This is a genomic window from Mesorhizobium sp. L-8-3 (assembly GCF_016756615.1).
Classification (GTDB): Bacteria; Pseudomonadota; Alphaproteobacteria; order Rhizobiales; family Rhizobiaceae.
Genome location: NZ_AP023262.1, coordinates 5,437,150 through 5,463,201 on the forward strand (window position 1 = coordinate 5,437,150; position 26,052 = coordinate 5,463,201).

26 protein-coding genes are annotated in these 26,052 nt (G+C 63.8%); 5 read left to right on the top strand and 21 right to left on the bottom strand.

Annotated elements, in window-relative coordinates:
* Positions 1 to 68: 68 nt before the first annotated feature.
* Positions 69 to 2,756, bottom strand: coding sequence for a bifunctional acetate--CoA ligase family protein/GNAT family N-acetyltransferase (locus tag JN302_RS25235; RefSeq protein WP_202329536.1), 2,688 nt, complete (start codon positions 2,754 to 2,756; stop codon positions 69 to 71).
* 308 nt (positions 2,757 to 3,064) lie between these two features.
* Between JN302_RS25235 and trxC the strand changes: the two genes are divergently transcribed.
* Both trxC and JN302_RS25245 read left to right on the top strand, forming a co-directional pair.
* Positions 3,065 to 3,520: a thioredoxin TrxC gene (gene trxC / locus JN302_RS25240; RefSeq protein WP_202329537.1), complete on the top strand. Its 456-nt coding sequence runs from the start codon at positions 3,065 to 3,067 to the stop codon at positions 3,518 to 3,520.
* Positions 3,521 to 3,580: 60 nt separating this feature from the next.
* Entirely contained in the window at positions 3,581 to 3,967 is a 387-nt protein-coding gene (locus JN302_RS25245; RefSeq protein WP_202329538.1) for a hypothetical protein, read from the top strand.
* A 31-nt stretch (positions 3,968 to 3,998) separates the two neighbouring features.
* Here JN302_RS25245 and JN302_RS25250 read toward each other — a convergent pair whose 3' ends face one another.
* The 6 genes from JN302_RS25250 to JN302_RS40025 all read right to left on the bottom strand — a co-directional run bounded on the left by JN302_RS25250 (position 3,999) and on the right by JN302_RS40025 (position 7,674).
* Positions 3,999 to 4,223, bottom strand: a complete 225-nt coding sequence (locus tag JN302_RS25250; protein WP_202329539.1) for a hypothetical protein — start codon at positions 4,221 to 4,223, stop codon at positions 3,999 to 4,001.
* A gap of 86 nt (positions 4,224 to 4,309) precedes the next feature.
* Positions 4,310 to 5,293, bottom strand: coding sequence for a zinc-dependent alcohol dehydrogenase family protein (locus tag JN302_RS25255; RefSeq protein ID WP_202329540.1), 984 nt, complete (start codon positions 5,291 to 5,293; stop codon positions 4,310 to 4,312).
* Between the two features lie 157 nt (positions 5,294 to 5,450).
* On the bottom strand, positions 5,451 to 6,218 hold the full coding sequence (locus JN302_RS25260) for an ABC transporter permease (protein ID WP_202329541.1): 768 nt from the start codon (positions 6,216 to 6,218) through the stop codon (positions 5,451 to 5,453).
* Positions 6,215 to 7,141 (bottom strand): ABC transporter ATP-binding protein, encoded by a 927-nt coding sequence (locus JN302_RS25265; RefSeq protein WP_202329542.1) that lies wholly within the window; start codon positions 7,139 to 7,141, stop codon positions 6,215 to 6,217. The genes JN302_RS25260 and JN302_RS25265 overlap by 4 nt, the downstream gene beginning before the upstream one ends.
* 97 nt (positions 7,142 to 7,238) lie before the next feature.
* Positions 7,239 to 7,541 (bottom strand): type II toxin-antitoxin system RelE/ParE family toxin, encoded by a 303-nt coding sequence (locus tag JN302_RS40020; protein ID WP_202329543.1) that lies wholly within the window; start codon positions 7,539 to 7,541, stop codon positions 7,239 to 7,241.
* Entirely contained in the window at positions 7,531 to 7,674 is a 144-nt protein-coding gene (locus JN302_RS40025) for an antitoxin PaaA2 family protein (protein ID WP_446720769.1), read from the bottom strand. The genes JN302_RS40020 and JN302_RS40025 overlap by 11 nt, the downstream gene beginning before the upstream one ends.
* Here JN302_RS40025 and JN302_RS39830 point away from each other — a divergent pair.
* Positions 7,673 to 7,942, top strand: coding sequence for a type II toxin-antitoxin system ParD family antitoxin (locus tag JN302_RS39830; protein WP_202329544.1), 270 nt, complete (start codon positions 7,673 to 7,675; stop codon positions 7,940 to 7,942). The genes JN302_RS40025 and JN302_RS39830 overlap by 2 nt on opposite strands.
* Here JN302_RS39830 and JN302_RS25280 read toward each other — a convergent pair.
* From JN302_RS25280 to JN302_RS25300, 5 genes are all read right to left on the bottom strand, one after another.
* Positions 7,920 to 9,416 (bottom strand): sugar ABC transporter ATP-binding protein, encoded by a 1,497-nt coding sequence (locus JN302_RS25280; RefSeq protein WP_202329545.1) that lies wholly within the window; start codon positions 9,414 to 9,416, stop codon positions 7,920 to 7,922. The two genes, JN302_RS39830 and JN302_RS25280, sit on opposite strands and share 23 nt — an antisense overlap.
* A 2-nt stretch (positions 9,417 to 9,418) precedes the next feature.
* Positions 9,419 to 10,537 (bottom strand): strictosidine synthase, encoded by a 1,119-nt coding sequence (locus JN302_RS25285; RefSeq protein WP_202329546.1) that lies wholly within the window; start codon positions 10,535 to 10,537, stop codon positions 9,419 to 9,421.
* Complete coding sequence (locus JN302_RS25290; protein ID WP_202329547.1) at positions 10,534 to 12,663, bottom strand: ABC transporter permease; 2,130 nt, start codon at positions 12,661 to 12,663, stop codon at positions 10,534 to 10,536. Before JN302_RS25290 ends, JN302_RS25285 begins: the two co-directional genes overlap by 4 nt.
* A gap of 128 nt (positions 12,664 to 12,791) precedes the next feature.
* On the bottom strand, positions 12,792 to 13,814 hold the full coding sequence (locus JN302_RS25295; RefSeq protein WP_202306680.1) for a sugar ABC transporter substrate-binding protein: 1,023 nt from the start codon (positions 13,812 to 13,814) through the stop codon (positions 12,792 to 12,794).
* Between the two features lie 101 nt (positions 13,815 to 13,915).
* Positions 13,916 to 14,884: an ABC transporter permease gene (locus JN302_RS25300; protein ID WP_244742101.1), complete on the bottom strand. Its 969-nt coding sequence runs from the start codon at positions 14,882 to 14,884 to the stop codon at positions 13,916 to 13,918.
* 502 nt (positions 14,885 to 15,386) lie between these two features.
* On the opposite strand from JN302_RS25300, the gene JN302_RS25305 reads away from it, so the two are divergent.
* The gene (locus JN302_RS25305) at positions 15,387 to 16,091 is read left to right on the top strand and encodes a TetR/AcrR family transcriptional regulator (protein ID WP_202329548.1); all 705 of its coding nucleotides are present in this window, start codon (positions 15,387 to 15,389) and stop codon (positions 16,089 to 16,091) included.
* Here the strand turns inward: JN302_RS25305 and JN302_RS25310 are convergent.
* The 9 genes from JN302_RS25310 to JN302_RS25350 form a co-directional block, all read right to left on the bottom strand.
* Positions 16,088 to 17,092: a DUF7064 domain-containing protein gene (locus tag JN302_RS25310; protein WP_202329549.1), complete on the bottom strand. Its 1,005-nt coding sequence runs from the start codon at positions 17,090 to 17,092 to the stop codon at positions 16,088 to 16,090. The genes JN302_RS25305 and JN302_RS25310 overlap by 4 nt on opposite strands.
* Positions 17,093 to 17,120: 28 nt before the next feature.
* Positions 17,121 to 17,546, bottom strand: coding sequence for a MaoC family dehydratase (locus tag JN302_RS25315; RefSeq protein ID WP_202306685.1), 426 nt, complete (start codon positions 17,544 to 17,546; stop codon positions 17,121 to 17,123).
* A gap of 29 nt (positions 17,547 to 17,575) precedes the next feature.
* Positions 17,576 to 18,781, bottom strand: coding sequence for an acyl-CoA dehydrogenase family protein (locus JN302_RS25320; RefSeq protein WP_202329550.1), 1,206 nt, complete (start codon positions 18,779 to 18,781; stop codon positions 17,576 to 17,578).
* 109 nt (positions 18,782 to 18,890) lie between these two features.
* Entirely contained in the window at positions 18,891 to 20,504 is a 1,614-nt protein-coding gene (locus JN302_RS25325) for an AMP-binding protein (protein WP_202329551.1), read from the bottom strand.
* A 38-nt stretch (positions 20,505 to 20,542) separates the two neighbouring features.
* Positions 20,543 to 21,025: a hypothetical protein gene (locus tag JN302_RS25330; protein WP_202306688.1), complete on the bottom strand. Its 483-nt coding sequence runs from the start codon at positions 21,023 to 21,025 to the stop codon at positions 20,543 to 20,545.
* Positions 21,022 to 22,065: a phosphotransferase family protein gene (locus JN302_RS25335; RefSeq protein WP_202329552.1), complete on the bottom strand. Its 1,044-nt coding sequence runs from the start codon at positions 22,063 to 22,065 to the stop codon at positions 21,022 to 21,024. The genes JN302_RS25330 and JN302_RS25335 overlap by 4 nt, the downstream gene beginning before the upstream one ends.
* Before the next feature lie 67 nt (positions 22,066 to 22,132).
* Positions 22,133 to 22,657, bottom strand: a complete 525-nt coding sequence (locus JN302_RS25340) for a TRAP transporter small permease (RefSeq protein ID WP_202329553.1) — start codon at positions 22,655 to 22,657, stop codon at positions 22,133 to 22,135.
* Positions 22,658 to 22,666: 9 nt separating this feature from the next.
* The gene (locus tag JN302_RS25345) at positions 22,667 to 23,977 is read right to left on the bottom strand and encodes a TRAP transporter large permease (protein ID WP_202306692.1); all 1,311 of its coding nucleotides are present in this window, start codon (positions 23,975 to 23,977) and stop codon (positions 22,667 to 22,669) included.
* Positions 23,978 to 24,041: 64 nt separating this feature from the next.
* Complete coding sequence (locus JN302_RS25350; protein WP_202329554.1) at positions 24,042 to 25,136, bottom strand: hypothetical protein; 1,095 nt, start codon at positions 25,134 to 25,136, stop codon at positions 24,042 to 24,044.
* 274 nt (positions 25,137 to 25,410) lie between these two features.
* Here JN302_RS25350 and JN302_RS25355 point away from each other — a divergent pair, with 274 nt between their 5' ends.
* Positions 25,411 to 26,031: a TetR/AcrR family transcriptional regulator gene (locus JN302_RS25355; protein WP_202329555.1), complete on the top strand. Its 621-nt coding sequence runs from the start codon at positions 25,411 to 25,413 to the stop codon at positions 26,029 to 26,031.
* Positions 26,032 to 26,052: the final 21 nt, after the last annotated feature.

Genomic DNA, 26,052 nt, shown 5'->3' on the forward strand with positions numbered 1-26,052 from the left:
CCGGTTTCGTCGAACTTCGCTCCCGCGAAAGTGCTGCCGCCCGATCCCGGACAGGGACCGGACCCGGCTTAATTCCCGGGAAGGTCGAGCGTAGCGAGCGACACGCCTCCTTCGTCAGCATGATGCCGCACGACAAAACCAAGCTCGCGCGCCATGCCGAGCATCTTTTCGTTCTCGCTCAATATGATGCCTTCGATGCGGCCTATCCCGTCGGCGCGGGCATAGTCGATGAGCTTGGTCAGCAGGGCCCAGCCGAGCCCCTGTCCCTGCAGGTCGCTGCGCACCAGCAAGGCATATTCGGCCACCTCGCGATCGGGATCACAGGCCAGGCGCCCGATTCCGGCGGCAGCGCCACTGTCGGCCTCGAGCGCGACGAAAGCCATCTCGCGGTCGTAGTCGAGTTGAGTGAGCCGTTTCAGCATGTCGTCCGGAAATTGCTTGCGCGCCCCAAGGAAGCGCAACCTGATATCCTCCGGCGAGACCTTTGCGAAGAAATCCGGATAGAGCGCGAAATCGGCCGGCTTGATCGGCCGGATGAGATAGCGGACACCTTTGGCCGAATGCTCCTGTTCCCAGCCGGCCGGATAGGGGCGGATGGCAAGTCCGGGATTGGGACCCGGCGTCTCGACCGCGCCGGGATCGATCTCGACGCGGGCGTCGAGCGCAATCACCCCATCGGCGTCGGCCAGCAGCGGATTGATGTCCATGCCCGCGATACAAGGGAAGTCCACGATCATCTGCGACAGGCCGTTGAGCGCGGTGGTGATTGCCCCCATGTTGGCGGGTTTGCGATCCCGGAACCCGGCGAGAAGCCGCCCGATGCGCGTCCGCGATATAAGATCTCCGGCCAGCACGTCGTCGAGCGGCGGCAGAGCGATTGCCGTGTCGTCTATTACCTCGACGGCGACTCCGCCCGCTCCAAACAGGATGACCGGACCGAAGATCGGGTCGCGGCTCATGCCGAGGATCAGTTCCTGCGCATGCTTTCGCGCGATCATCGGCTGGATTGCATAGCCCTCCATGTCGGCATCGGGCGCATGGCTGGCGACCCGGCTGCGGATCAGCCCGGCTGCCTCTTCCGCCGCCGCCGCGGTCTCAATATCGAGCACCACGCCGCCGACATCGGATTTGTGCGAGATTGCCTTGGACAGAAGCTTGACCACGACCTTTCGGTTTCGTTCGAGCAGTCGGGCCGCCGCCCTGCCCGCCTCTGCCGGCGACCGCGCCACGATCGTCTCCGGAACCGGGATCGAATAGGCCGCTACCGCCGCCTTGGCCTCGGGCTCGGTCAGCATGCGCCGACCCTCTTTTGCCGCCTGACGGAAGATTGCCAGCACGGCTTCGCGATCACAGGCGACGTCCTCGCTGCGGCTCGACGGCACGCGCATCAGCGCCGTCTGCGCGCGTGCCCAATCGGTAAGATAGGAGACGGCGGTCGCGGCATAGTCCGGTGTCTCGTAGCTCGGCACGCCGGCATCCTGCAGGATCTGTCGGCCCTGGCGGGCCGTCTGCCCGCCGAGCCAGCAGGTCAGCACCGGCTTGCCGCCGATCATTCCGTTCGTCGTCAGGGCCGCGACGGCCGCCGCTGCTTCCGTCGGGGAAGCGAGGCCCGTCGGACAGTTCATGACGAGCAAGGCATCCGTCCCTGGATCGGCGGCGGCGGCTTCGACGGCCGCACGATAGCGCTCGGGCGTCGCGTCTCCGATGATGTCGATGGGGTTCGCACGCGACCAGGTCGGCGGCAAGGAAACGTCCAGGCGCTCGATGGTGGCGGGCGTAAGCTCCGCGAGTTCTCCCTTGCAATCGATAAGCTGATCCACGGCCAGAACGCCTGCCCCGCCGCCATTGGTCACAATTGCAACCCGGGATCTCTGGAGGGGCCGGAACAGCGCCGTCGTCTCTGCGGCGTCGAACAATTCGCCCAGTCCGTGAACCCGCAATATGCCCGCTCGCGCAAGAGCCGCATCGACGACCCGGTCGGCGCCGGAGAGTGCGCCGGTATGGGTGGCGGCGGCCTTGGCTGCCTGCTCGTGCCTGCCGGACTTGATCGCGATCACGGGCTTCAGCCGCGCGGCGGCGCGGGCCGCCGACATGAATTTGCGCGGATTGGGAATCGTTTCGAGATAAAGCAGGATCGCCCGCGTCTTCCCGTCTCGCGCCAGCAAGTCGAGATAGTCCCCGACATCGACGTCGGCCATGTCGCCGAGCGAGACGATCTGAGAGAAGCCGACATTGTTCTCGGCCGCCCAGTCGACCAGCGACGTGACGATCGCCCCGGACTGGGACAGGAGGGCCAAGCCGCCCGGCTGCGCCGGCATGTGACCGAAGCCGGCATTGAGCTTGACCGGCGGGATCATCAGCCCAAGTGTGTTGGGGCCGATGATGCGAAAGAGATAAGGCTTTGCTGCATCGAGCATCGCCTGACGCAGGCCGTTGCCCGCAGTCAGGCCGGCGGTGATGACAACGGCCGCCCTGGTACCCTTCTCGCCCAGTTCCCGCACGATGCCGGGGACCGTTTCGGGCGGTGTGACGATGACGCCCAGATCGGGAGCATCCGGAAGAGCCGAGGTCCGGGCGTAGCATCGCCTGCCCGCGACCTCGCGATATTTGGGATTGACCGGCCAGATCTCGCCCTCGAAGCCGCCCTCGACGATGTTGCGCATGACGGTCGCGCCGACGGACCCTTCGCGGGTCGAAGCACCATAGACCGCGACCGATCCGGGATGCGCCGCAAATTCGAGATTCCGAACAGTCATATCCACTGCCCTCCGTCTTTGAACACATCTCTCATGCCAAGGCGTGGATGCTGACGCATCCAAGCGCCCCAATCGCCAGCGCGGCCCCTCCGGACCGCTTGGCTTTCGCTCCAATGGGCCACGCGGTCGCGCGCTCCAACGGTCGATATCATCGACATTTGGTCTAATCTCAATTGAGCCTCATCTTTGCGACAGATCAACTCGCAGGGTCCTCCATACGCTATTGTGCCGATGGAACCGGATTGTCCGACCGGCGTCCGTGCTGGATTGTCGCTTCCGCTACATGACCGTTTCGAGAGGAGCCGTCCATGACCACGTCAGAGCTTGCGGTCTGCAGCAACTGCGGCAGCGTGAACAGGTTGCCGACGTTCCGCAGAGCCGAAGAGGCGAGATGCGGCAAGTGCCGCAAGCATCTGTTTTCCGGTCATCCGGATGATGTCGACGGCGCGACCTTCGAACGGCAGATCACTCGAAGCACACTGCCGGTCCTGGTCGATGTCTGGGCCCCCTGGTGCGGCCCTTGCCAGGTTATGGCACCGGCCTATGAAGCGGCCGCCCGGGAACTCGAACCGCGCATTCGCCTCATCAAGCTCAACTCGGACGCCGAGCAGACGGTCGCCGCGAAACTCGGCATTCGCGGCATCCCGACAATGATCCTCTTCCACAGGTCAAAGGAGATAGGACGGGCAACCGGGGCGATGAGTGCCGGTCAGATCGTGCGCTGGGTGCGCGAACGCATCCCCCTCCATCCGGCTGACGCTTGACCAGGATCAAAGCACGCGAGGCTCGGGCGACCTAAGCAAGCCGAAGAAAGGAAGGATTCCATGACAACGCTGCAAGACCTCACGCCCCGGTTCCGCCATGTGCGCCTGCTGCTCGCCCGCGAGAGGGACCACCCGACCGGCGAGCCGGAACAGGGCTACGACCTTCTCGTTCCGCTCGACGACGAGGGGCGGCTCGATGCGGCCGAATGGAAGGTGAAACAGGCGCTGTGCCGTGTCAGACACTTCCAGGCCGGGCAGGACGACCGTATCGGTCGACTTCGGCGCAAGCCGGGCGGGCAATGGTATTTCGACTATGTCGAAGGCGAGCGCGACGACGAGGTCGGCTTCCGCCTGGGAGAGGAACGCTTCGTGACGGGGGAATATGTCTCCATCGGCAGCAACGGCGCGATGCACACCTACCAGGTCGCACGGGTGGAGAAACCCTGACGGCACCAGGCCCGCCGTTCATTCCGACCGGTCATTTCCTGCGCGCGCTGCCCCGACGCGCCGCTTCTTTTCGGCGCCGGCGCAGGATCTCGTCGGTGCCGGTCAGCTTCTTGCCTCCCCCGGCTATCAGCGTGGAAACCACCGACACCGGGTCGCTGGCAGGGAACGTATCCCTCAATCCCTCGGCGAGCTGTTCGTCGAGGGTTTCCCGATCTTCCGCCCGCCCTTCCGTCCGTCGTTTGATCTTCACGGTCATCGTGTGATCCTCCCATCTGGACTTTCAGCTGCGCGCTGAGCCTGAAGCCTCCGCCAGCCCGCTCGAATGCCTGACGGTTGCGATTCTCAAGGAACCAGGACCGCGGCTTCGGTCAACCTACCCGCGCGAAGGTCACCGAGCGCCTCATTTGCCCGCTCCAGCGGGTAGACGACCGTGTGGGTGCGCACGCCGGCCCGACTTGCCGCGGGAAAGAACTCGACTGCGTCGCGCCGGGTCAGATTGGCAACCGAGACGAGTTCGCGTTCCTCCCAGAGCAAACGATAGGGCATCGAAGGAATGTCGCTCATATGGATGCCGCCGCAGACCACACGGCCGCCTTTGCGTACAAGGCGCAAAGCTCCCGGCACGAGTTCGCCGACGGGTGCGAAGATGATCGCCGCATCGAGCATCACATCGGGCGTCCTGTCCGAGCCGCCGGCCCAAACGGCCCCCAAAGACCGGGCGAAATCCTGGGCCTGCAGATCCCCTGGGCGGGTGAACGCGTTAACCTCGCGTCCCTGCGCGACACAGAGCTGGGCCACGATATGGGCCGCCGCGCCGAAGCCGAACAGCCCTATCCGCCGGCCCTCGCCTGCCTTTTTGAGCGAACGCCAGCCGATCAGACCCGCGCAGAGCAGCGGGGCGAGCGCGACGGGATCCGCATCCGGATCGAGGTCGAAGGCATAGGAGGCGTCGGCCACGACGTGCGTGGCGAAGCCGCCGTCGCGCGTATATCCGGTGAACAGCGGATCGTCGCAGAGGTTCTCCGCGCCGGCCACGCAATAGGCACATGCCCCGCATGTATGGCCAAGCCAGGGCACGCCGACGCGCCGCCCCAGCCGCGAAGGATCGGCGCCGGCGCCGATCGAGTCCACGATGCCGACGATCTCATGTCCGGGAACCAGCGGAAGTTTCGGGTTCGGCAGATCTCCGTCGACCACATGAAGATCGGTCCGGCAGACGGCGCAGGCTTCGACCCGCAGCCGGATTTCACCCGGGCCGGGCAACGGATCGGGCCGCTCCACGGATTTGAGCGGTCGCCCTGCTTCTTCCAGCGTCATTGCCTTCATGGCATCATCAGGACCTCGTGCGCCCCGGATGATAACAGAAAAGCGGTACCAGCGGTTGCTACACTGGCGATCAGATTCGGCAGGTGATCGCGAATCCTCAGCTCTGCCCAACCGGCCGGCTCAAGACCGGTCTGCCGACCGCGCCCATGCACGCCTCTCAGTTCTTCAAGCGGTATCCGGTCCGGAATATCCAGATCGTGACGGCCAGGCAGACGAGCAGGAAGCCGAAGGTCGCGGCGAGGCTCACCTCGACCGCGACGTCGGCCGTTCCGAAGAAGCTCCAGCGGAAGCCGCTGATCAAATAGACGACCGGGTTGAACAGCGACACCGTCCGCCACGCAGCCGGCAGCATATCGATCGAGTAGAAGGCGCCGCCCAGGAATGCGAGCGGCGTGACGACCAGCATCGGTATGAACTGCAACTGTTCGAAGCCCTTCGCCCATATGCCGATGATGAAGCCGAACAGGCTGAAGGTGGTCGCCGTCAGAACGAGGAACAGGATCATCCAGAACGGATGCCGAATCTCGATCGGAACGAAGAACGAGGCTGTCGCCAGGATGATGAGACCGAGCACGATCGACTTGGTGGCGGCGGCTCCGACATAGGCCAGAACGATTTCCACATGCGAAATCGGCGCCGACAGTATCTCGTAGATCGTGCCGACGAATTTGGGGAAATAGATGCCGAAGGAAGCGTTCGAGATGCTCAGCGTGAACAGTGACATCATGATCAGCCCCGGCACGATGAAGGCGCCGTAGGGCACGCCCTCCACGGCCTGTATGTGCGAGCCGATAGCGGTGCCGAAGACGACGAAGTAGAGCGAGGTGGTGATAACGGGCGTTACCAGGCTCTGCAGTAGCGTGCGTAGCGCGCGCGCCATCTCGAAACGGTAGATCGCCCAGACGCCGCGAGGGTTGAAGATCATGCGCGCCTCGCTACCAGACTGACGAAAATATCCTCGAGCGAACTTTGATGCGTCGCGAGGTCCTTGAACCCGATGCCGAGCTTCTCCAGCTTGCGCAGCAGATCGGGAATGCCGTTGTCTTCCTCGTGGGCATCGAACGTATATTCGAGCTCCCCACCTTCCGCATTGAGGGCCAGCGGCCATTCGGAAAGTTCTGGAGGGATGGCGTCGAGCGGCTCCTGCAGGCTCAACGTAAGCTGACGCTTACCTAGTTTGGCGATCAGCGCCTGCTTGTCCTCGACCAGGATCAATTCGCCCTTGTTGATGACGCCGATGCGGTCGGCCATCTCCTCGGCTTCCTCGATATAGTGCGTGGTCAGGATGATGGTCACGCCGCCGTCGCGCAGCTCGCGCACGAGCGCCCACATGTCGCGGCGCAGCTCGACGTCGACACCCGCGGTCGGTTCGTCAAGGAACAGGATCTCCGGCTCGTGCGCCAGGGCCTTGGCGATCATGACGCGCCGCTTCATGCCGCCCGACAGCGTCATGATCTTCTCGTTGCGCTTTTCCCACAGTGAGAGCGCGCGGAGAACTTTTTCGAGATGCTTCGGATCGGCCGGCTTGCCGAATAGGCCGCGGCTGAATCGGACTGTCGCCCACACCGTTTCAAAGGCGTCCGTGGTCAGTTCCTGCGGGACGAGCCCAATCTTGGAACGCGCGGCACGATAGTCACGGGCGATGTCGTGCCCGTCCGCAGCGACTGTCCCCTCGGAAGCGGTGACAATGCCGCAGACGATGCCGATCAGTGTCGTCTTGCCGGCGCCGTTCGGGCCGAGCAAGGCGAAGATCTCGCCCTTGCGGATTTCCAGATCGACCTTCTTCAGCGCCTGGAGGCCGCCGGCATAGGTCTTGGAGAGATTCTTTATCGACAGGATCGGGCGCATCGGAGGCTGACATAGGTTGGCTGCGGCAAAAAGCCAATATGGCCACCGCGCCTTTCCTGCCGTCAGCCGTCAAGCGTCCGATGAGGCACGCCATTGCCTAATTGTCGGGCCATTCCGCCGGAAAGTCCTGCGCAGCATACAGAATACACAGAATCTCGACCGTTCGCTGCTCTATCCGGTAGATGATGACCACCCGACGCTCAAAATTGAGAGCCCGCAGACCAGCGGCCAGGTCGTCCCGGCGCGGCCCACGTTCCGGCATCTGCGACAAACACTGACAGTGCTGCTGGAGCCGTCGCACGAAAGCGATCGTTCGCTCCGGACTGTCCCGCACGATGAAGTCGTCTATGCTGTCAAGGTCGGCCTCAGCCAGAGGGTGGAACGTGACCCTAGGCGTCACGACCCGCGGCTTTCATGCGTTCGAGGTGCTTGCGTTCCAGCCGCGCGAAGACTTCGTCAGCGGGAATGCCGGCACGAGGATCATCGAGAGCTGCGCGTACCTTTTGGCGCATGATTTCGAATGGCACTGCCATGCGCACCAGCAAACCTCTGACCGTCACATTGGACAAGCAGCAGCGCAGCGTGGACGAGCGATTGGTAACAGGCGCCTACGACTCCGCCAGCGAGGTCATTCGTTCAGCCCTTCGAGCCTTGGATCGCGAGGAGAAGGCTATAAACGTTTCGTCCGGCATGAATGTTACACTGTCATACATATCTCGGATAGAGGGCCGTCGTCTCGGCAGCGCTTTGCATATTCGGGCAGCGGCCGTCTCTTCGATCAATGCACCGCCGCATACATGATCTTCTCCTCGGTCGCCTCTTCGGGCGAGAACTCCTCGACGACGCGGCCCGAACGGCAAACCAGGATGCGGTCGGAGATGTTGAGGATCTCGGGCAGATAGGAGGAGATGACCACGATCGCGAGACCGTCATCCGCCAGTTGGTTGATCAACTGGTGGATCTCGGCGATGGCGCCGACATCGACGCCCCGGGTCGGCTCGTCGAAGATGATCATCCCGGGCTTCTGGACCAGTGATTTCGATATCACCACCTTCTGCTGATTGCCGCCCGACAATTCGATGACACGCGCATTGTGGTCGATGGCCCTGATGTTGAGCGCCTTGGTCCATTCCGTCGCAAGCGCGCGCATTTCGGACATGCCGACCACGGTCTTTTCCTCCAGGCCGGCGGCCAGTTTGCCCATGAAGAGGTTCTCCGCGATCGACATGGTTTCGAAGAAGCCCTCGGTCTTGCGGTCTTCCGTGACATAAACGATGCCGTCCCGCATCGCCTGGCGCGGCACGCGATAGCGGACGGACCGGTCCCTCAGGCGAACTTCTCCGCCGTTGAAGAAGTTCCGCTTGGCGACGCCCGCGACGATCTTGGCCGTTTCTGTGCGGCCGGAGCCGATCAATCCGAACATGCCCGTGACCTGGCCGGAATAGACGGAAAAGGAGGTGTTGCGGACGATGTTGCCCATCGAAAGGTTCTGGACGCTCAGCACCTTTTCGCCCGTTGATCTCGCCCCGCCGCCGGAGTGCTTGCGGTACAATGCGCTCGAGAGCGTTCGGCCGACCATGGCGCGGATGATCTTGTCGCGGTCGAAGGCGGTCTTGACATCGCTCGCCACCAGTTCGCCGTCGCGCAGAATGGTGATGCGGTCGGCGATCTGCAGCGCCTCCTCGATGGCATGCGAGATGAAGACGATCGAGACGCCGCGACGTTTCAGCCGCTCGACCAGCGCGAAGAAATGATGCTTCTCCTCCGGCGTCAGCGAGGCGGTGGGTTCGTCGAAGATGATGACGCGCACATTCTTGCGCACGGCGCGGGCGATCTCGACCATCTGCTTGTGGGCAGCACCCAGGCTCGACACGACGGCGGTCGGATTGACGTTGAAATTCAGCGACTGGAGGAAGGTCTGCGCGGCGATGTTGAGGCCGCGTATACGGTTGAACAGGTTCTCGTCGCCGAGATAGAGGTTCTGGGCCACCGTCATCGACGGCACCAGGCTGGTCTCTTGGAAGACCATCGCGACCCCGCTGTCGAGTGCCTCGGCAGGCGTGGAGAAATTCACCGGCCTGCCGTCGAGCAGCATCTCGCCTGAGGTGAGCTGCGCCACCCCGCACATCATCTTGGTCAGCGTCGACTTGCCGGCCCCGTTCTCGCCGAGCAGGGCATGCACCTCACCCTTGGCGAGCGCGAAATCGACGTCGGTCACAGCAGGCACGCCGCGATATTCCTTGGTGACCTTCCTCATCTCGATGAGCGGCTGCATGGTCATTCTCCCGCCTGCATCCAAGCCGGTGTGGCGATCAGCAGATCGAGGGCGACGATCGCGCCGCCGCCCAGGCTTGCGGCCAGAAGCCTGCCACCGGCCTCGACACAGCTCGCGATCCCATGCCTCGTGCCGTCGGCACGCGAATGGAAGCTGCCGGTCGGACGGAAGTCGCGGTCGAGCCGCACGACAAGGCCGTAGGACCGGGTCGGCGCCCATGGCTTCAGCATGCCGAGATGCTTCTGCGCTCCGCCCTGCAGCGGTTCCAGGAACGTGCTGGATGCCTTGAGCGCCGGAGCCGCCCAGTAGTCCGGCTCGATGTCGGCCATCATGCGGCGAAGGAATTCGGGTTCCCGTTGCACGAACTCTATGAGTTGGTTGCGCGGGGCGAACACCGACAGCCAATAACCGCCTCCCGAAGCCGGCGCCAGCCGCGCCGGATAGCCGGGCAGGTCTTCGAGCACCAGCCTTGCCGGCCCGCCGTCCCGGTCGAAGAGAACGATCCGGTGACGCCAGCTCTCGCAGACCGCGATCGCGCCGTTCTGGGCAGCCGCGAGGCCGTAGGGCCAGCTCATCCGGTCGCCGATCAGGCTCGCCTTTCCGCTCGCCAGATCAACGCGGGCGACCCAACCTGTCGCGCCGCGCAGCATCAGGTCATGTTTCCATTCTCTCGCCGGCCGCGACGCCGACCCTTGCGCCACGGTCAATTCGCCAGCGGACGCGAAGAGCAGCGCCGTCGTACAGACGAGGGGGCGGTCGGACAGGCTGTCGATCACCTTTCCGTCGTGAGCTCCTCCCCGCAACAGGACCCGCCCGTCATCGAGACCGATCGCCAGCGCGCCATCCACGCCGGCGCCGAGCGCCGTGACCGTCCGGTCGAAGCGGTACAGTTCCGATGCTTGCCCGTTCGAGACGTCGAGAGCGAGCACCACGCCGCCGCTCGAAAAATAGCCGCGCGTCCCGTCGAAGACGAGGTTGTCCGGCGCTTCGGCGGCGAGCAAAGCGACGGCTTCCTCCAATGTCCGGTTGGGGCGAAGGGCGCCGTCCATCGGCGGCACGGTGACGGCCGCTTCGCCGCTGCCGCGGAAATTGTCCCAGATTCTGCGAACCGCGCCGATCACGACTTCTTCCCCCAATAGGACGAGAGCGACGTCCAGTTCGGGTCGGCTCCGGGAATCTTGTACCGGCCGACCCGGTTGTTGTAGATGCCGCCGAGATAGAGATAGCCCTTGTGCTCGCGTATCGAGGTGATCATCGGATGCGCCTCGCCGCCGAGGTCCCAAAGCACGTCGAGCACATTGCCCTCGGCATCGAACTTGATGACGCAGCCGGTGTTCATATTCGGGTAGAGCCATTCGTCGCGCGCGACCTTGAGGACCATGCGGCGGCGGAACTGCGGCATTCTCAGCGCCAGGTCGAAGACCGGAGAGCGCATGCCGCAGAGCGCGCACCAGAAAGTGCCGTCGGAGGCGCGGTTGATGTTGTCGGGGTAGCCGGGAAGGTTGTCGATCACGACTTCCTTGCGGCCCTTCTTGGGTCCGTCGAACCACCAACGGGTGATGCGGCACCCCCAGGTCTCGGCGAAGAGCAGCGACTGCCCGCCGGGCTCCACGCAGATGCCGTTCGGTAGCTGGAGGTTCGGCAGCACCGTGCACGAGGAACCGTCCTTGGGGTCGTAGCAGATGATGCGGCCGTTGCCGCGCGCTTCAAGCGCGTCGACCATCCAGTCATACATCTCATAGCGTACCGTCGCTTCGGAGAAGAAGATGCGGCCGTCGGGAGCGATGTCGAGATCATCCGCCAGCCTCAGGCGTGAATCGTCCACGACGGACAGCAGGCTGCGATTGGTCTCGTCGGAGAGCTTCACGACCTTGCGCCCGGGATTGGGCGTGATCATGTAGAGGCCCATGCCGCCCACGCAGCTGTGCAGGTTGCCCTTGGCGTCGAAGGCCATGCCCAGCGGGTGGCCGCCGATATGGGCGAAGTTCTCCCAGCGTTTGTAGTCGGGCGCGAAGAAGCGGATGATGTCGCCGTGCCGGCTTCCGCAATAGAGGTTCTCGTCCTTGTCGAAGATGACGTCTTCCGGACCATCGAGTTCGCCGAGGCCGATGGCTTCGACGCCCCGCAGCCTGTCGTTCAGTGCATAATCGGAGTTGGAACCTTCCGCCGTCTCCGGCAGCGGCGGCAGCCTGAAATAGGTCGGCGAGACATAGGCGCGCGCCAGCACCTTGTGGCGGTTCTTCAGCCAGCGCACGTCGATGGCGACGGCGAGCAGCAGGATCGAGCCCAGGACCAGCGAGCTTGCGCCGCTGCGCAGTCCCATGCGGATCAGGCTGTTCTGGACGAGCAGCACGATGATGGTACCGAGCACGGCCTTCACGACAGAGCCGCGGCCGCCGCCGAGGCTGATGCCGCCAAGCACCACGGCGGTGAGCACGGTGACCTCCATGCCCATGCCCACGTCGGACCCCGCGCTCGACAGGCGCGCCGCATAAAAGGACGCGGCAAGGCCGACCATGAGGCCGGAGATGACATAGGTAGCGCAGACCGTGCGGCGCACCTTTATGCCGGCATTGTAGGCCGACCGGCGTGATCCGCCGACCGCTAGCACATGCCAGCCGAAACGCACGCGGGTCAGCACGATATGGGCGATGATCGCAACGACCGCGGAGACGACGAGGCTCGCTGGAATGCCGAAGACGGAGCCGATCGCCATGAATTCCCACGCCGCCGAGGCATTGAAGCCGCGGCCTATGGTCATCGCATATTGCAGGAGAAGCATGTCGACGATGGCGCGCACGATGATCAGCATGACCAGCGTGGTCAGGAAGGCCCGGAGCCGCAGGTAGCCGATGAGGATGCCGTTGACGAGGCCGACCAGCCCGCCGACCAGCATGACGGCCGGGATACCGACAATGAGCGGCAGTTCCAGATAGTTTATCAGGGCAAGGGCCGCGAGATTGCACAGCGCGAAGTTCGAGCCGACGCTGAGGTCGATGCCGCCAGCCATCATGACGAAGGTCATGCCGACGGCGATGAACAGATATTCGCCGAAGACCCGCGAGATGTCGGACAAGCCCGAGGCCGACAGGAATTCCGGCATTTCGATGCCGAAATAGACCAGCACGACGCCGAGGATCAGCACCGGTATGGCATTGTCGATCCAGGTCTTCGCCAGCACCTCGCCGACCACATGGTCGGGAACGAGGCGATATCGCCAGCGCGCATAGGTTTCCGATGCCGACATCCGAAGCTCCGTCTCGGCGCAAGATGGGCCGCCATGCGCCTGTGCAATGATCTGATTGCGGGCGACAGCCGCTGCGAAGTAAAAAGCGACGACGCGGCGGAGCCGCGTCGCCAGTCAGGGCATGATCATCAGCCGCCGGAAGCCTTCAACTCGTCCAGCGTCCAGCAGGACGACGGCGTCAACGTCTCCTTGGTGATGCGCTTCAGCGGCGTGTAGAGCGCGAAGGGCGCGCTGCCCGGGGCCGGCTTGGTCTGGAGCAGGATCTTCACAGCGGAGTTCAGGTCGCGCGCCTGGCCCGGCACATCGTAGCTATAATAGGCATCGAAGTTGCCGTTCTCGATATTGTCGCAGGCGGCTGCCTTGTTGCCGCCGCCCGAGGTGACCAGGAACACCTGTTCGGACATGTTGGCCTCGCGCAGCGCCGCGGCGGTTCCGACGTCCTGCCCGTCCCACAGACCGAGGATACCGCACAGGTCCGGGTGCTGCTTCAGGATGGTCGAGGTGATGGCGTGGGCCTTGGTCGCATCCCAGTCGGCGGCCTGCGTGGCGACGACCTGGATGTCGGGATGCTGTGCGAAGACGTCGGCAGCACCCTGCCCCGAAATGGTCGCGGTGGGGGTCGCCAGCATGCCCTGGATGAAGGCGACCTTGCCGTTCTTGCCGCTCTCCTTGCCGCAGGCCTTCACCACCTCCTCGGCCTGCTTGACGCCCATCTCGTACCAGTCGGTACCGACATAGGCGTCGCCGTTGGTGACCGACTTGAGATTGATCTGGACGACGTTGATTCCCGCTGCCATGGCCTTCGGGACGATACGGTTATAGGCCTGCATGTCGAGCGGATGGAGGATCAGCACGTCGGGCTTCTCGGCTATGAAGCCGTTGGCGGCCTGGGTCCCGGCTTCGGTGTTCCAGTTGGGGTCCCGCACCTCGACCGCGTAGCCCAGCGCCTTGGCCTGGTTCTGCAGGCCGGCATTCCAGCCCTCGGTCAGGTCGAAGCCCATGGAAAGAGGCACGAAGCCGACCTTCTTGCCCTTGAGCGTGTCGTAGTAGGTTTTCGACTGACCGTCATCGAAGGGCTCCGAATGAGCCGGCGGCAAGACCGCCGTCAGCGACACGGTTGCGGCGAGCGCGAGCAGTTTCAGGCTTTTCATTTGCTTTCCTCCACTTGTCTGGTCCTTACTGGCGCGGCCGTTCCTCCACGGCCGCGGCGGGTCAGATACGGCTGCGCCGATCAGAGATACGGCTGCGCCGATCAGATATCCCCATGCTGCGCCGTCTGTTCGTCCCGGGGATTGAGAAGCGTGTCGATCACGATCGCGGCGAGCAGGATCACGCTCTTCAGGATGTTCTGCATGGTGTAGGTGAGGTTCATGATCGTCATGCCGTTGAGCAGGATGCCGATGAGCAGCGTGCCGACGATCACATTGCGGATGCCGCCCTTGCCGCCAGAAAGGCCGATGCCGCCGAGCACGACCACGAGGATGACGTCGTAGACCTGGGTCGACAGGGCGACACGTGTGTTCATGCTGGAAACCGCGGTCGCGGTGACGATGCCGGCCACGAAGGCGATCACGGCGATCAGCACATATTGCACCACCATCATCGGCCGCACGGGGATACCCGTGATACGTGCCGCCAGCGGATTGTCGCCCATGCCGTAGATGAAGCGGCCCGGCTTCAGATAGCGCAGGAACAGAAAGGCCATCAGCGCGATCGCCGCGAATATGACGACCGAAGTCGGGACCCCGAGGATGCGGCCGCTGCCGATACGATAGAACCAGCCGTCTCCCGCCGGCAGGTAGACCACGTCGACATTGACGAGCCATGTCTTGCCGAAGCCGTAGACGAGGATGCCCACGGCCAGGGTGGCGAAGATCGCCGGGATCTCGACATAGGCGACGAGCACGCCGTTGATCAGCCCGACGAGGATGACGAAACCCAGCGCCCAAAGAAGGGCGACCGGGATGGGCGCGCCGTTGTTGAGCATGTCGAGCAGCCAGGCGACCGAGAGCGCCATCGTGGCGACCATCGAAAGGTCGATGCCCCGCCCGATGATGGCCAGCGCCATACCGACACCCAGGATACCCAGGATGGAGACGTTCTGGACCAGCGACAACAGGTTCCCCGGGTCGAGAAACCCATTGAGCGAAACCGAGAAGAACAGGAACAGCGCCGCTGCGATAAGCAGGACGATGCGCTCCTGGTTCAGGCGATGGATCATGACGGCGCTCTCCTCCCGAGACCGCAGCCCCATGCCACCACAGGCGCCGGGGCATCATTAAATGAATTATGTTCACTACGAGGTAGATTTGTCAACGACAATACAGCGTCCGGCAAAAGCAAAAATTCCATGCAAGGCTTGAAAATGGCGTCGGAACCCAACAAAGGATGAACCACAGGACATCGTGCATAAAATGAATGTAATTCACCAACGGTCATCCAAGGTCCGAGCCCGAGGTTGTATGGCTCCGCGCTCCTGCGACCCGGGAGCCCTGTCGCCCAAGGGCTTGTCTTCGCTTGGCCGAACTCTTCGCCGCCGAAGATCGAGCTTCACGCATCTGCTCTCTTTTCCAGGGCAGCTCTGCGCAACCTGCGGTATATGGATCACGATGAGGGACGCGAGGATTCGGCCCGACTTGCGAAGACGGTCGCCGAATCCTAGGAAGGACATAGGCGCTCGCTTCACGCGAGCCGGCACCAGAATGGCGAACAGGAGACGTCTCATGGCGCAGACGGGCACAAGGCGGCAGGTCAATCGCCTGCCGGCCGAGCGTCGGATAGCCGATATCATGCTTGCCGCCCGCGCGGTGTTCACCGAGAAGGGCTACAATGACGCGCTGATCTCGGACATCGCCGAGCGGGCCGGCGTCGTGGAAGGCAGCATCTATCGCTTCTTCACCAACAAGCGGGACCTTCTGGTCAGGGTCGTCGAGCATTGGTACGAGGAGATGATCGCCAGCGACGACGAGCAGTTCGCCGGCGTGCGCGGCACATGGAACCGGATCCGCTTCATCATCCATCATCACCTGGCGTCGATCCGGCGCGAGCCGGCGCTGAGCCGTTTGGTCTTCCAGGAGCTTCGGCCCGATCCGGACTACCGTTCGACGCGACTCTTCCAGCTCAACCAGGCCTATACGTACCGCATCATCGACGTGGTTAAGGCAGGTGTGGCCGAAGGCGAGTTGCGCACCGACATCTCGCCGTCGCTCGTCCGCGACATGGTCTATGGCTGCATCGAACATCGCACCTGGGCATTCCTCCGCAACGAAGGCGACTTCGAGCTCGACACGACGGCCGATGGCATCACCGACATCGTCTATCGGGGCCTCGTCGTGGATCGCCAGCCGCTCCATGATCCTGTCTCCGACACCTTGTCGCGCCTGGAAAGCGTCACCGCCCGCCTCGAGCGCCTGGCTCCGTCCATTTAGAGCGGGTAGCCAGCAAGCTTCCCGTCCTCGATCCGCTCGATATATTCGGTCATTCCGTACCCCTGCCGGTTGTCCCATTCGAAGCGAGTGAAGCCTTCCGCGATGCGCGACACGAGTATCTCGCCATCGGCCTTGCGCCGGTTGCGCAGCGGAGCGAGCTTGATGATTTCGCCGGTGATCCTCGCCTTCCGCTTTGCGGTTCTCACGCCCAGCACCAGACGCGCAGGGTCCTGCGCCTGCGTCCACTCGGTCGAAACATCCATATCGACGACCTCCTCATAGTCGCCGTCGACCAGAAGCACGCCCTGGCGGCGAGAGACGCCGTTCTTGTCGGTGATCTTGAGCAGCATGAAGCCATCGCCATTGGCGAAATTGGCGATGAACAGGCGGTAGTAGAAAATCGCCTGCCAATAGCGCGGGCCCCAGGAGTGATCGCGCCAGCCGCGGCCGTCGATCGGCCAGCTTTCATGACCGACCCGGATGTCGCCCCGAACTCGCCCATGCTGGTTGAAATGGCCGAACGAGAAGTCGCGGCCGTACATCGTCTGTACGGTTTCGTCGACGGGTTCACCGCCATGGATCGGCGATTCCGCCTCATGCACCCAGGCGACCTCGCCCGGCAGCCTCGGCCCCGACGCGAACAGCGTCTGCGGTTCACGCAAGGCCTCGGGATCATCGACGATGATCAGTTCGCCGGCAAAGCGCATCGACACTTTTCTGAAAGGCTCGATCACCGAATAGGAAAGGCCGCCAGCGTCGAAACGCTCATTGCTGGCGATCGCCGGGCGCTGGAACTGGCAGGCGATGCGGCCGTCGGGCAGATAAAGACAGACCGACAGTTCCGCATAACCCTCGTTGACGCGGTTGCCGAGACGCATCCAGCCGCCCACGGGAGAGGCCGTGTTGAAGCCGTTTGTGTAGACGCTTTCATTGAAATTGCTCGACCCGTCGGGCTGATGCATCAGCTCGTCCTCGGGTCGCATCACGAACTTCTTCGCCATGGTCTGATCCCTCCTGCTGGCCATGCGCTCAGTCGGCGCGAACCACCACCTTCATGCGGCCGCGCTGCACGACCTCTTCGTTTTGATTGACGACCTCCAGCACGAAGGTCGCCAGGTTGCGGCCGGGCTTCGACGTCGGCCGCAACTCCTCGACCGTCACGCGCGACCGGATCGTGTCGCCGAGCTTCACTGGCCCCGAAAAATCCCAGTTCAGGTTGACCAGGCCGATGACCCGCTCTCCCAATATGCCGGTATGGGTGAGCATCCCGATCGCCGTGGCCATCCCCAACGGCCCATGCGCGATACGCGTGCCGTGAGGCGTCGTCCTGGCGAAGACTTCGTCCACATGGACGGGCGTGAAGTCGCCCACCAGTCCGGCAAAGAGGTTGACATCCCCCTCGCCGATCGTCCGCCCTGGCGTTACCAGCTTCACACCTTGTTCTAGAGAGTTCATGATCAAAGCCTTGTTTTCACTTACTTTCATCAAGCGTAGCGAGCCAGTTCGACACGGGCAAGCGCCTCGCGGTGGACCTCGTCCGGTCCGTCGCCAATTCGCAGGAAGCGTGTCTCCGCGAAGGCTTCGGCAAGGAAGAAGTCCTGGCTCAGCCCGCCGCCGCCATGCACCTGGATCGCGCGGTCGATCACCGCTCCGGCCATCGTCGGCACCACGATCTTGGCGATCGCGATGTCGTTCCGGGCGGCCTTGTTGCCGATCGTGTCCATCATCCAGGCCGCCTTCAGCGTCATCAGGCGGCCCTGCTCGATGTCGCAACGCGACTGGCCGATCGCCTGGCGCACCGCCCCCATCTCGGCCAGCGTCGAGCCGAAGGCCGTCCGCGATGCCGAACGCTTGCACATGATCTCCAGCGCCCGCTCGGCGAGCCCGATGAAACGCATGCAGTGGTGTATGCGGCCGGGGCCGAGCCTGCCTTGCGCGATCTCGAAGCCGCGCCCCTCGCCGAGCAGCATGTTCCCGGCCGGGATACGCACATCCCTGAACACCACCTCGCCATGGCCGAGCGGCGCGTGCTCGTATCCGTAGACCGACAGCGCCCGCTCCACCGTGACCCCTGGCGCGTCCATCGGCACCAGGACCATCGACTGCTGCTTGTGTTTTGGCGCGGACGGGTCGCTTTTGCCCATCACGATCGCCACCTTGCAGCGCTCCGACGGCGCGCCGGTGACCCACCATTTGCGGCCGTTGATCACATAGTGGTCGCCGTCGCGCCGGATCTCCGTCTCGATATTGGTCGCGTCCGACGAAGCGACCCTGGGCTCGGTCATGGCGAAGCAGGAACGGATTTCGGCCTCGAGCAACGGCTTCAGCCAGCGCTCTTTCTGCATGTCAGTCCCGTAGATCGACAGGATCTCCATATTTCCGACATCTGGCGCGTTGCAGTTGAAGATCTCCGGCGCGGCGAGGGACCGGCCGAGCACCTCGCACAGATGGCCGTATTCGTAGTTGGAAAGGCCCTGCCCTTCGGAGCCGTGATTGTAGAAGAGGTTCCACAGTCCCTGCGCCCGCGCCTTCGCCTGCAACTCGCCAAGCAGCGGACGCGGAGCCCATTTGTCCTTACCCTCGCGCGACGGCGCCAGGAGCGCGTGCTCGTTGGGATAGACATGTTCTGCCATGAAGGTCTCGAGCCGCTCCCTGAGCGCCCTGGCCCGATCCGAAAGCTCTGCGAACATCGATGCTCCTCGCCTGCGGCGCCGCGCGCCCTTCCGGACGCTTCCAGCGTCGCTTTGACATTGTTCATTCCCCGCACCGCGCCCTTCGGCGGTCGGCACGCCGGCGCCGTCAGGCGCCGCCGATCTTCTCGCGCTTCACCACGATGCCGGCGGCATCGCGGTCCCATGTGTCAGGCGTCAGGCCCTCAACGCGAAGCTTGACCTTCTCGATCTTGGCTGTCGGCGTTCGCGGCAGGGCATCGACCACGCGCACGTAGCGCGGGATCATGAAGTGGGCCATACGCGGCCGCAGGAACTCGATGAGATCGGCAGGGTCGAAAGCCTCGCCGCCGCGCAAGGCCACGACCGCCATGACCTCGTCCTCCGCGATCTCGCTCTTCACGGCGACTGCCGCCGCCTCGCGAATGGCCGGGAAGGCCAGCACTTCGGATTCGACCTCGAAGGACGAGATGTTCTCGCCGCGGCGGCGGATCGCATCCTTCAGACGGTCGACGAAGTAGAAATTGCCTTCGGCGTCGCGGCGGAAACCGTCGCCGGTATGGAACCAGCCGTTGCGCCAGGCCGCCGCCGTCGCTTCCGGATTGCCGGCATAGCCATGGTTCATCGCCCAGGGGCAATCGGTGCGCACCACCATCTCGCCTACGGCGCCGATCGGCACCTCGCAGTCGTTCTCGTCGACGATCCTCACATCGACGCCCTTGCGCGGCCGACCGGCGCTGCCAAGCGCGGTCGGGTTGGCCTCGGACACGATCGGCATCGATATCTCGGTCATGTTGAAATGGGTGTGGATGTCCGTACCGAAGCGGGCATGGAACTGCGGCGCGGTGTCGTTGAGCGGCACGTAGGTGCAGGTGCGCAGCGTGTGTGTCTTGTCGTCCGGACGCGGCGGACGCTTCAGCAGGAAACCGCCCATCACGCCGAGCAGGATCGTGGTCGTGATGCCGGTCTTGCGCACGGTCGGCCAGAAGGACTCCGTATCGAAGGCGTCGACCATCGATATCGAGCCGCCATGAATCAGCATGGCGGTGACAGGCATCACCCCGCCCGAATGGAACATGGGCAGGTTCACCATGTAACGGTCGTCACCGGACAGGAACGGCGCGGAGACCGCCATGCTGTAGAGATGGACATAGGACGACAGCACGCCCTTGGACGGGCCGGTGGTGCCGGAGGTGAAGATGATCGACTGCAGGTCCCAGGGCGCGATCTCGCGATCGAGCGCGGGCGGCGTTTCGTCATCCGATTCCATGGCGCCGGCCGGGTGCAGGACGAGGTCGCCCACCGGTTCGGCCTGGCCGCCCAGCACCACGATCTCGCGCAGCGTCTTCCTGTCGATGTCGGCGAGCCTGCGATGCAGATCGGCGTGGACTATGGCGAGACGGGTCTCGGCGAGCCCGATGGCGTGCTGCAGCAGGGTTCCCTTATAGGCGAGATTGAGCGGCACGAAGACCGCGCCGAGATAGTTGAGACCGAACCAGATGCGCAAACAATCGGGCCCGTTGGGCAGCCATACCAGGACGCGCTCGCCCTGCCTTACGCCGAGCTTGCGAAGCGCATTGGCGGTGCGGATCGCGATGCGCTGCATTTCCGCATAGGTCCATTGCCGGCCGTCCGGGAAGATCGCGAAGATCTTGTCGGGCTGCTCGGCCGCCCAGCGCTCGATCATGTAGCGCTGGATGCACTGCTCGGGCTTCGGCATGCGAGGATCGACGTGATACCCCATTCCTGACCTCCCGGCCCCTCTCTGGGCCTCGAAAAACGCTATCGCGCCGTCTTTGCGTCCGTGCCGCTGGCAATCTCGGCAAAGAGCGGCTTGCGCGTAAGCTTCATCTCGCGGGCCACATCGTCGTGGATGTGCTGCTTCAAAAGGCCGAGCGCCTGCCGCCGGGCCTCGCCTTCGCCACAGCCGTCGTGGATGGCGCAAAGCACGTCGCCGATCGCCGCGTCGAGCCTGTCTCGCTCTGCCTGAAGCGCGCCGGTCGACATCGTCGCGGGCGGCGTTCCCGCCGAGGCAGAGGGGAACTCGGGCATGAGTTCGCCGACGCTGCGCAACAGTGCGGTCTTCTCCGACACCGCCTCCAGGATCGGCTCACGCGCCCATTCGATGCGTGGCCCGATATTGTTGAGCAGGTCGATGACGCCGACCGCCTGGCCGCGCGCATATCCGTCGGTTACGTTCGGGATCACATCTGCCCGCAGCGTCGCCACGATGCCTTCGATCAGCCGCTCCAAGGGAATGTTCATGCAGCGCGCTCCATGGCCGTTTCCAGTTGCAGGAGCATGCGCGGAATCTGGGCGCCCATGCCGGCCATGCGCAGATCGTTGAAACCGCGCTCGGCGAAGCAGTGTGTCGCCCCGTAGTGCATGACCGCCAGCTTGTAGGTGCCGAAGGCCTCCCAGTAGCGGATCGCCGACAGGCTGACGTCGATGCCGGTCAATGCGGCATAGCGGTCGCGCAGTTCCTCGCGCGGGAAGAAATGGCACATATGAGGCGAGCGACCGCGCCAGGCCTGCAGGCAGATCCAGCCGAGGTCCTCGATCGGGTCGCCGAGCCGCACCAGTTCCCAGTCGAGCATGGCCGTGATGCGGCCGTCGGCTTCAAGGAAGTTTCCGATGCGGAAGTCGCCATGCACGATGGCGATCCTGGGGGCGACGGGCGCGTTGTCGCGCAGCCAGATCGCAGCCATTTCCAGCATGGGGACACGACGCGGCGACCAACGGCGCAGCAAGCCTTCCCAGAGGCCGATCTGATCGGAGGCCGTGCGATTGACGTCGGTCGAGCCGTCGATACCGGCGACCGGCGTCCCCCGCCAGTCGAAATTGTGGAGCGACGCGAGAGCCTCGACGAACTGGCCGCCGAGATCCTCGCGCCTGCGATCGTCGAAGGCGGGGCCGCCATCGTGGGTCCAGGGGATCGGCGCTTCGCCGGCGACCAGGTCGCAGACGAAGAAGGGCGCACCGAGCACGTCGCTCTCGTCGCGGTACCAATAGACCTTTGGCACCGGGACGCCGCTGCCCTGCAACGCGTTCAAAGTAAGGAATTCCGGCGAGGCCTTGTATGGAGCGAAGATCCCGTTGGGCGGCCCGACGCGCAGGATGAGATCGCGCTCGACGAGCCTCTCGCCATCATCCCAGCTTGCGCGAAATCCGTAGGTCACCCAGGAGAATCCGACGGTGAAGCGGCGAAGCGGCCCCACCGTGACGGCACCACCGATCTGGTTCCGAAGGAAGCCGGCGAGCCGGGCCCGCACGGTCTCGCCATCGAAAGGATCAAAGGTCGCCACGTTTCCTCCTGTCGTGTCCAACTGGCAAATTGTGTTCCGGCAATCAGCCACTGTCAACAAAAATGAACTATGATTCATTCTTCATTTTTGTCGTTGTGGCGACGAGGATCCGCACATCGGCGGCCAGGAGCCGGGCCATTTCCAGAAGCATCAGCGCGAAGGCCAGCGGCATCATCAAAAGGACCGGCCAGAGCGGCCAGAAATTGGTGCCCACCTGCATGGGCCTGCCGCTCTGGATGCTGCCCCAGACGAAGCGCGTCACGAACCACAGCGCGATCCCGTAAATCACGATCTCCACGGCGAGCACGAAGGCGGAGACAACGGTCCGCCAGAATGGCGACAGCGCATCCGGGAAGCTCTCGAGGCGCGGAAACGTCTTTTCGCGATGCGCCGTCGGCAGCGCCCAGAACACCATGAGCGGAAACAGGATGCGTTCGATGATGTTGTAGGCGCCCGGTATCAGGTCGAGATGCAGGACATATCTGCCGAAGACGCTGATGACGGTCATCAGCATCATCGCGAGCAGGCAGAGGCCGGCGCCGATCGAGGCCATGCCCCATTCGAATTGCCAGATCAGCTTCCAGAACCGCATGACGTTGCCTCAATTGAGATGGCTGGGGAGCCAGGTGACGACGGCAGGGAAGATCATCATCGCCGCGGTGACGACGACCGCGGCGACCGAGGAAAAGATCATCACCGGTCTGAACACCGGTCCCACCGGAACCCTGGCCGCCGTCGCCGCCGAGAAGGCGACCAGTCCGACCGGCGGCGTCAGCAGGCCGAGCGAGATCATGAAGCAGGCCATCACGCCGAACCAGATGAGGTCGATCTGCGCGGCTTCGATCATCGGCAGGACGATCGGCACCATCAGCACGATGATCGTCACCTCCTCCATGAACATCCCGGCGATGAAGATGCCCGCCAGCAGGATCACCACCAGGAGATAGGGCTGGTCGAGCAAGGGCGCGACGAAAGCGAGAATCTCGGTCGGAAGGCGGGAAAAGGACAGGAAGCGCGAGAAGATCTGCGCGCCGATCAGCAGCATCAGCAGCATGGCGCTGACCTTGACCGAATCGACCAGGGCCTCGGCGATTTCGCGAAAACCGACGCGGCGCATCGCGATCATGCCGACGAAGGCCGCGAAAGCGCCGATCGCTCCCGCCTCGCCGACCGTAACCACGCCGCCATAGATGCCGCCGAAGACCACGAGCATCAGCGCGATGACGAAGAGGAATGCGCTGAACGAACGCCTGAGCATCGCCGGGTCTTCCGGCTCGTCACCCCCAACGCCGTCGACCGCGCCCGGCCGGATCTCGCCGAAGATCCTGAGACAGAGGATATAGACGGCAACGCACAGCAGACCCGGTCCGACCGAGCCCATGAACAGGTGCCCGATCGGAATGCTGGTCAGCGAACCGTAGATCATGATGAGCAGGCTCGGCGGGATGATCACGGACAGGGATCCCGAGACCGCCGCCAGCCCGACCGAAAAGGACCTCGTATAGCCGACGCGCTCGAGTTCGGGCCCGGCGAGCGTCGCAAGCGCCGCCGCGCTGGCTGTGCCGGAACCGGAGACGGCTCCCAGCAATCCGCCGGTGACGATCGTCGCGATGCCCAGCGGGAAGCGTCGATAGCCGGCAAGCCGATGCCCGACCCGGAACAGGTCGACGATCACGCCCCCGCGCAACAGAAGCTGCGCCATCAGCAGATAAAGCGGAATGATCGAGAGGGTATAGGCCGAGGCCGTGTAGAAGATATCCTGACCCAGGATGCCGCCGAGCACCCCGGGGCCCGTCCATAGCAGGATCCCGACAATGCCCGCGCCGAGCAGCACGGTCGCAACCGCCTGCCCGAGCGTCAGGAATGCGACGAACCAGAGCGCGACGAACCAGATGATCAGGTCTTTCGACATGGTCTGTCCCGGCCAAAGGAAACGAGGAAAGGTAACGGACGCGAACGGGCGCGCCCAAGGCGCGTCAGAGCCCGAGATAGGCGGCCACGCCTTCCGGCAGCTTGCCTCCTTCGGCCATGATCAGCTCCGCATAGAGTTTTGCCGTCGCCATGGCCGGGTGGCCGTTCGCCTCTGTCTTCTCGATCCAGGCGAACCAGGTCTCGGCGCCGGCCTTGCCGATATGGTCCTGCATTTCCTTCGACAACTCGCCGACCGCAACGAAGGAGCCGCCGTCGTCGGCGATCGACTTTTCCTTCACGACGCCGACATTGGTTTCCCACATCTGGGCGTTCTCGGCCCCGATGCGGCGTGCGGTTTCGTCCCACAGCTTCTTCTGCTCGTCGGTGAGACCGTTCCACATGGCGTCGCTGACCGCCAGATAGCTCTCCCAATGCCCGATCGAGACATCAGTGATCGAATGCCGAAGGAGCTGCTGGATCGAGTAGGACGGCCAGTCCGAGATCGCGATGATGATCCCTTCGATCGTGCCGCGCGAAAGCGCTTCATAGGCCTGCGGTCCCGGCAGCGTCACCGGTGTCGACCCGAGCTTTTCCAGCACGATCGTATGGATGGCCGAACCGGCCCGCAGCGGAACGCCCTGGAAATCCCCCGGCTCCTTGAGAACCTTCTTCACGGTGGAAATGGAATAGGGGGCGGTTGCGCCGAGCGCCCAGGCGCGGATGCCCTTGTCGGCGATTTCGTACTGATAGAAAGTCTTGCCGTCCTTCAGCTCGACATCGGAATCGAGAAGCTTCTGGAAGGCCCGCGTGACCATCGGCGAATCCGTTCCGTAGGTCGGCAGCTGGGTCACGTCCGACAGCGGAAACTGGCCTTCATGATAAGGGGCAAGCAACGGCGCGGCGACCTGGATCGCCCCGCTGGTCAAGGCGTCGAGCTCGCGCCCGACCGAGGTCAGTTCGCCTGCGTAGAAACGCGTGAAGGTGATGTTCCCGTTGCTGCCCTTTTCGATCGCATCCGCGAAGGGGTTCATGTGGTGGGCCACCCACATGTGCGGCTGCCCGAGGCCGGTCGAAATGATGAGTTCAGCCGCCGTCGCGGGCGCGGCAAGTGAGGCCGCGGCCAAGGCCGCGGCGAGCAGTTTCCCGGAAAATTGGTTCATCGTCTCCTCCCTCTGTCCGCACGACACCGTTCGCGGACCGTCAGGCCCACGCGCCGGCTCTCTGCTTGTCGTATGCCGCCGGCCTCCACCGGCGCTGGCTCCGTCGAAGCCCTTGACGCTCCTCCTCGAGCACGAATGGAGCGTACCGCATTTACGTCTGAAGTAAAGCGAAATGAATCATGGCTCATAATTCATTTCATTGACACGGCTTTCGCCTGCCACTAGCTTGGGCAGTCCGTGCATTCCTTTCAGATCCAGTCATATTGCGGTCACGATGACATTAGCCAGACCCGCGAAACGTCGGCCCAACCGCGCCGAGAAGGCCGAGGCGACCCGAAACGCGCTGTTCGATGCGGCGGTCGAAATCGTCGGAGAATATGGCTACGCGGGAACGTCGATTGCCCGTATCACCGATCGCGCCGGTGTGGCCCAAGGCACGTTCTACAACTACTTCGAGTCGCGCCAGGATCTTCTCGACCAGCTCCTGCCGGCGATCAGCCGGCAGCTTCACTCCCACATCCGCGAGCGTGTGCTCGCGGCCGACGGCGCGATGGAACGCGAGCGCGCGCGCATCTCGGCCTTTTTCGAGTTCCTCGAACAGGCGCCGCATCTGTTCAAGATCCTGAGCGAGGGACCGGTACAGGCGCCGGAGGGCTTTCGCCGGCACCTCCAGCAGCAGACCGAGAGTTACCGCCGCGCGATGAAATATGAGCTCGACCGCGGCAATCTGCGCATCACCGACCCTAACGAGATCGAGGTGGTGACCCACATGCTGCTCAGCGCCCGCGAATATCTGAGCGCGCGCTTCTGTTTCGTCGACGGGCGCTACACCCGGCCGCCGGATTTCGTGGTCGACACCTACATGAAAGTCTTCGCAGGCACAGTGTTCAAATAGCCTCGCGCGGGCAGGCATGCC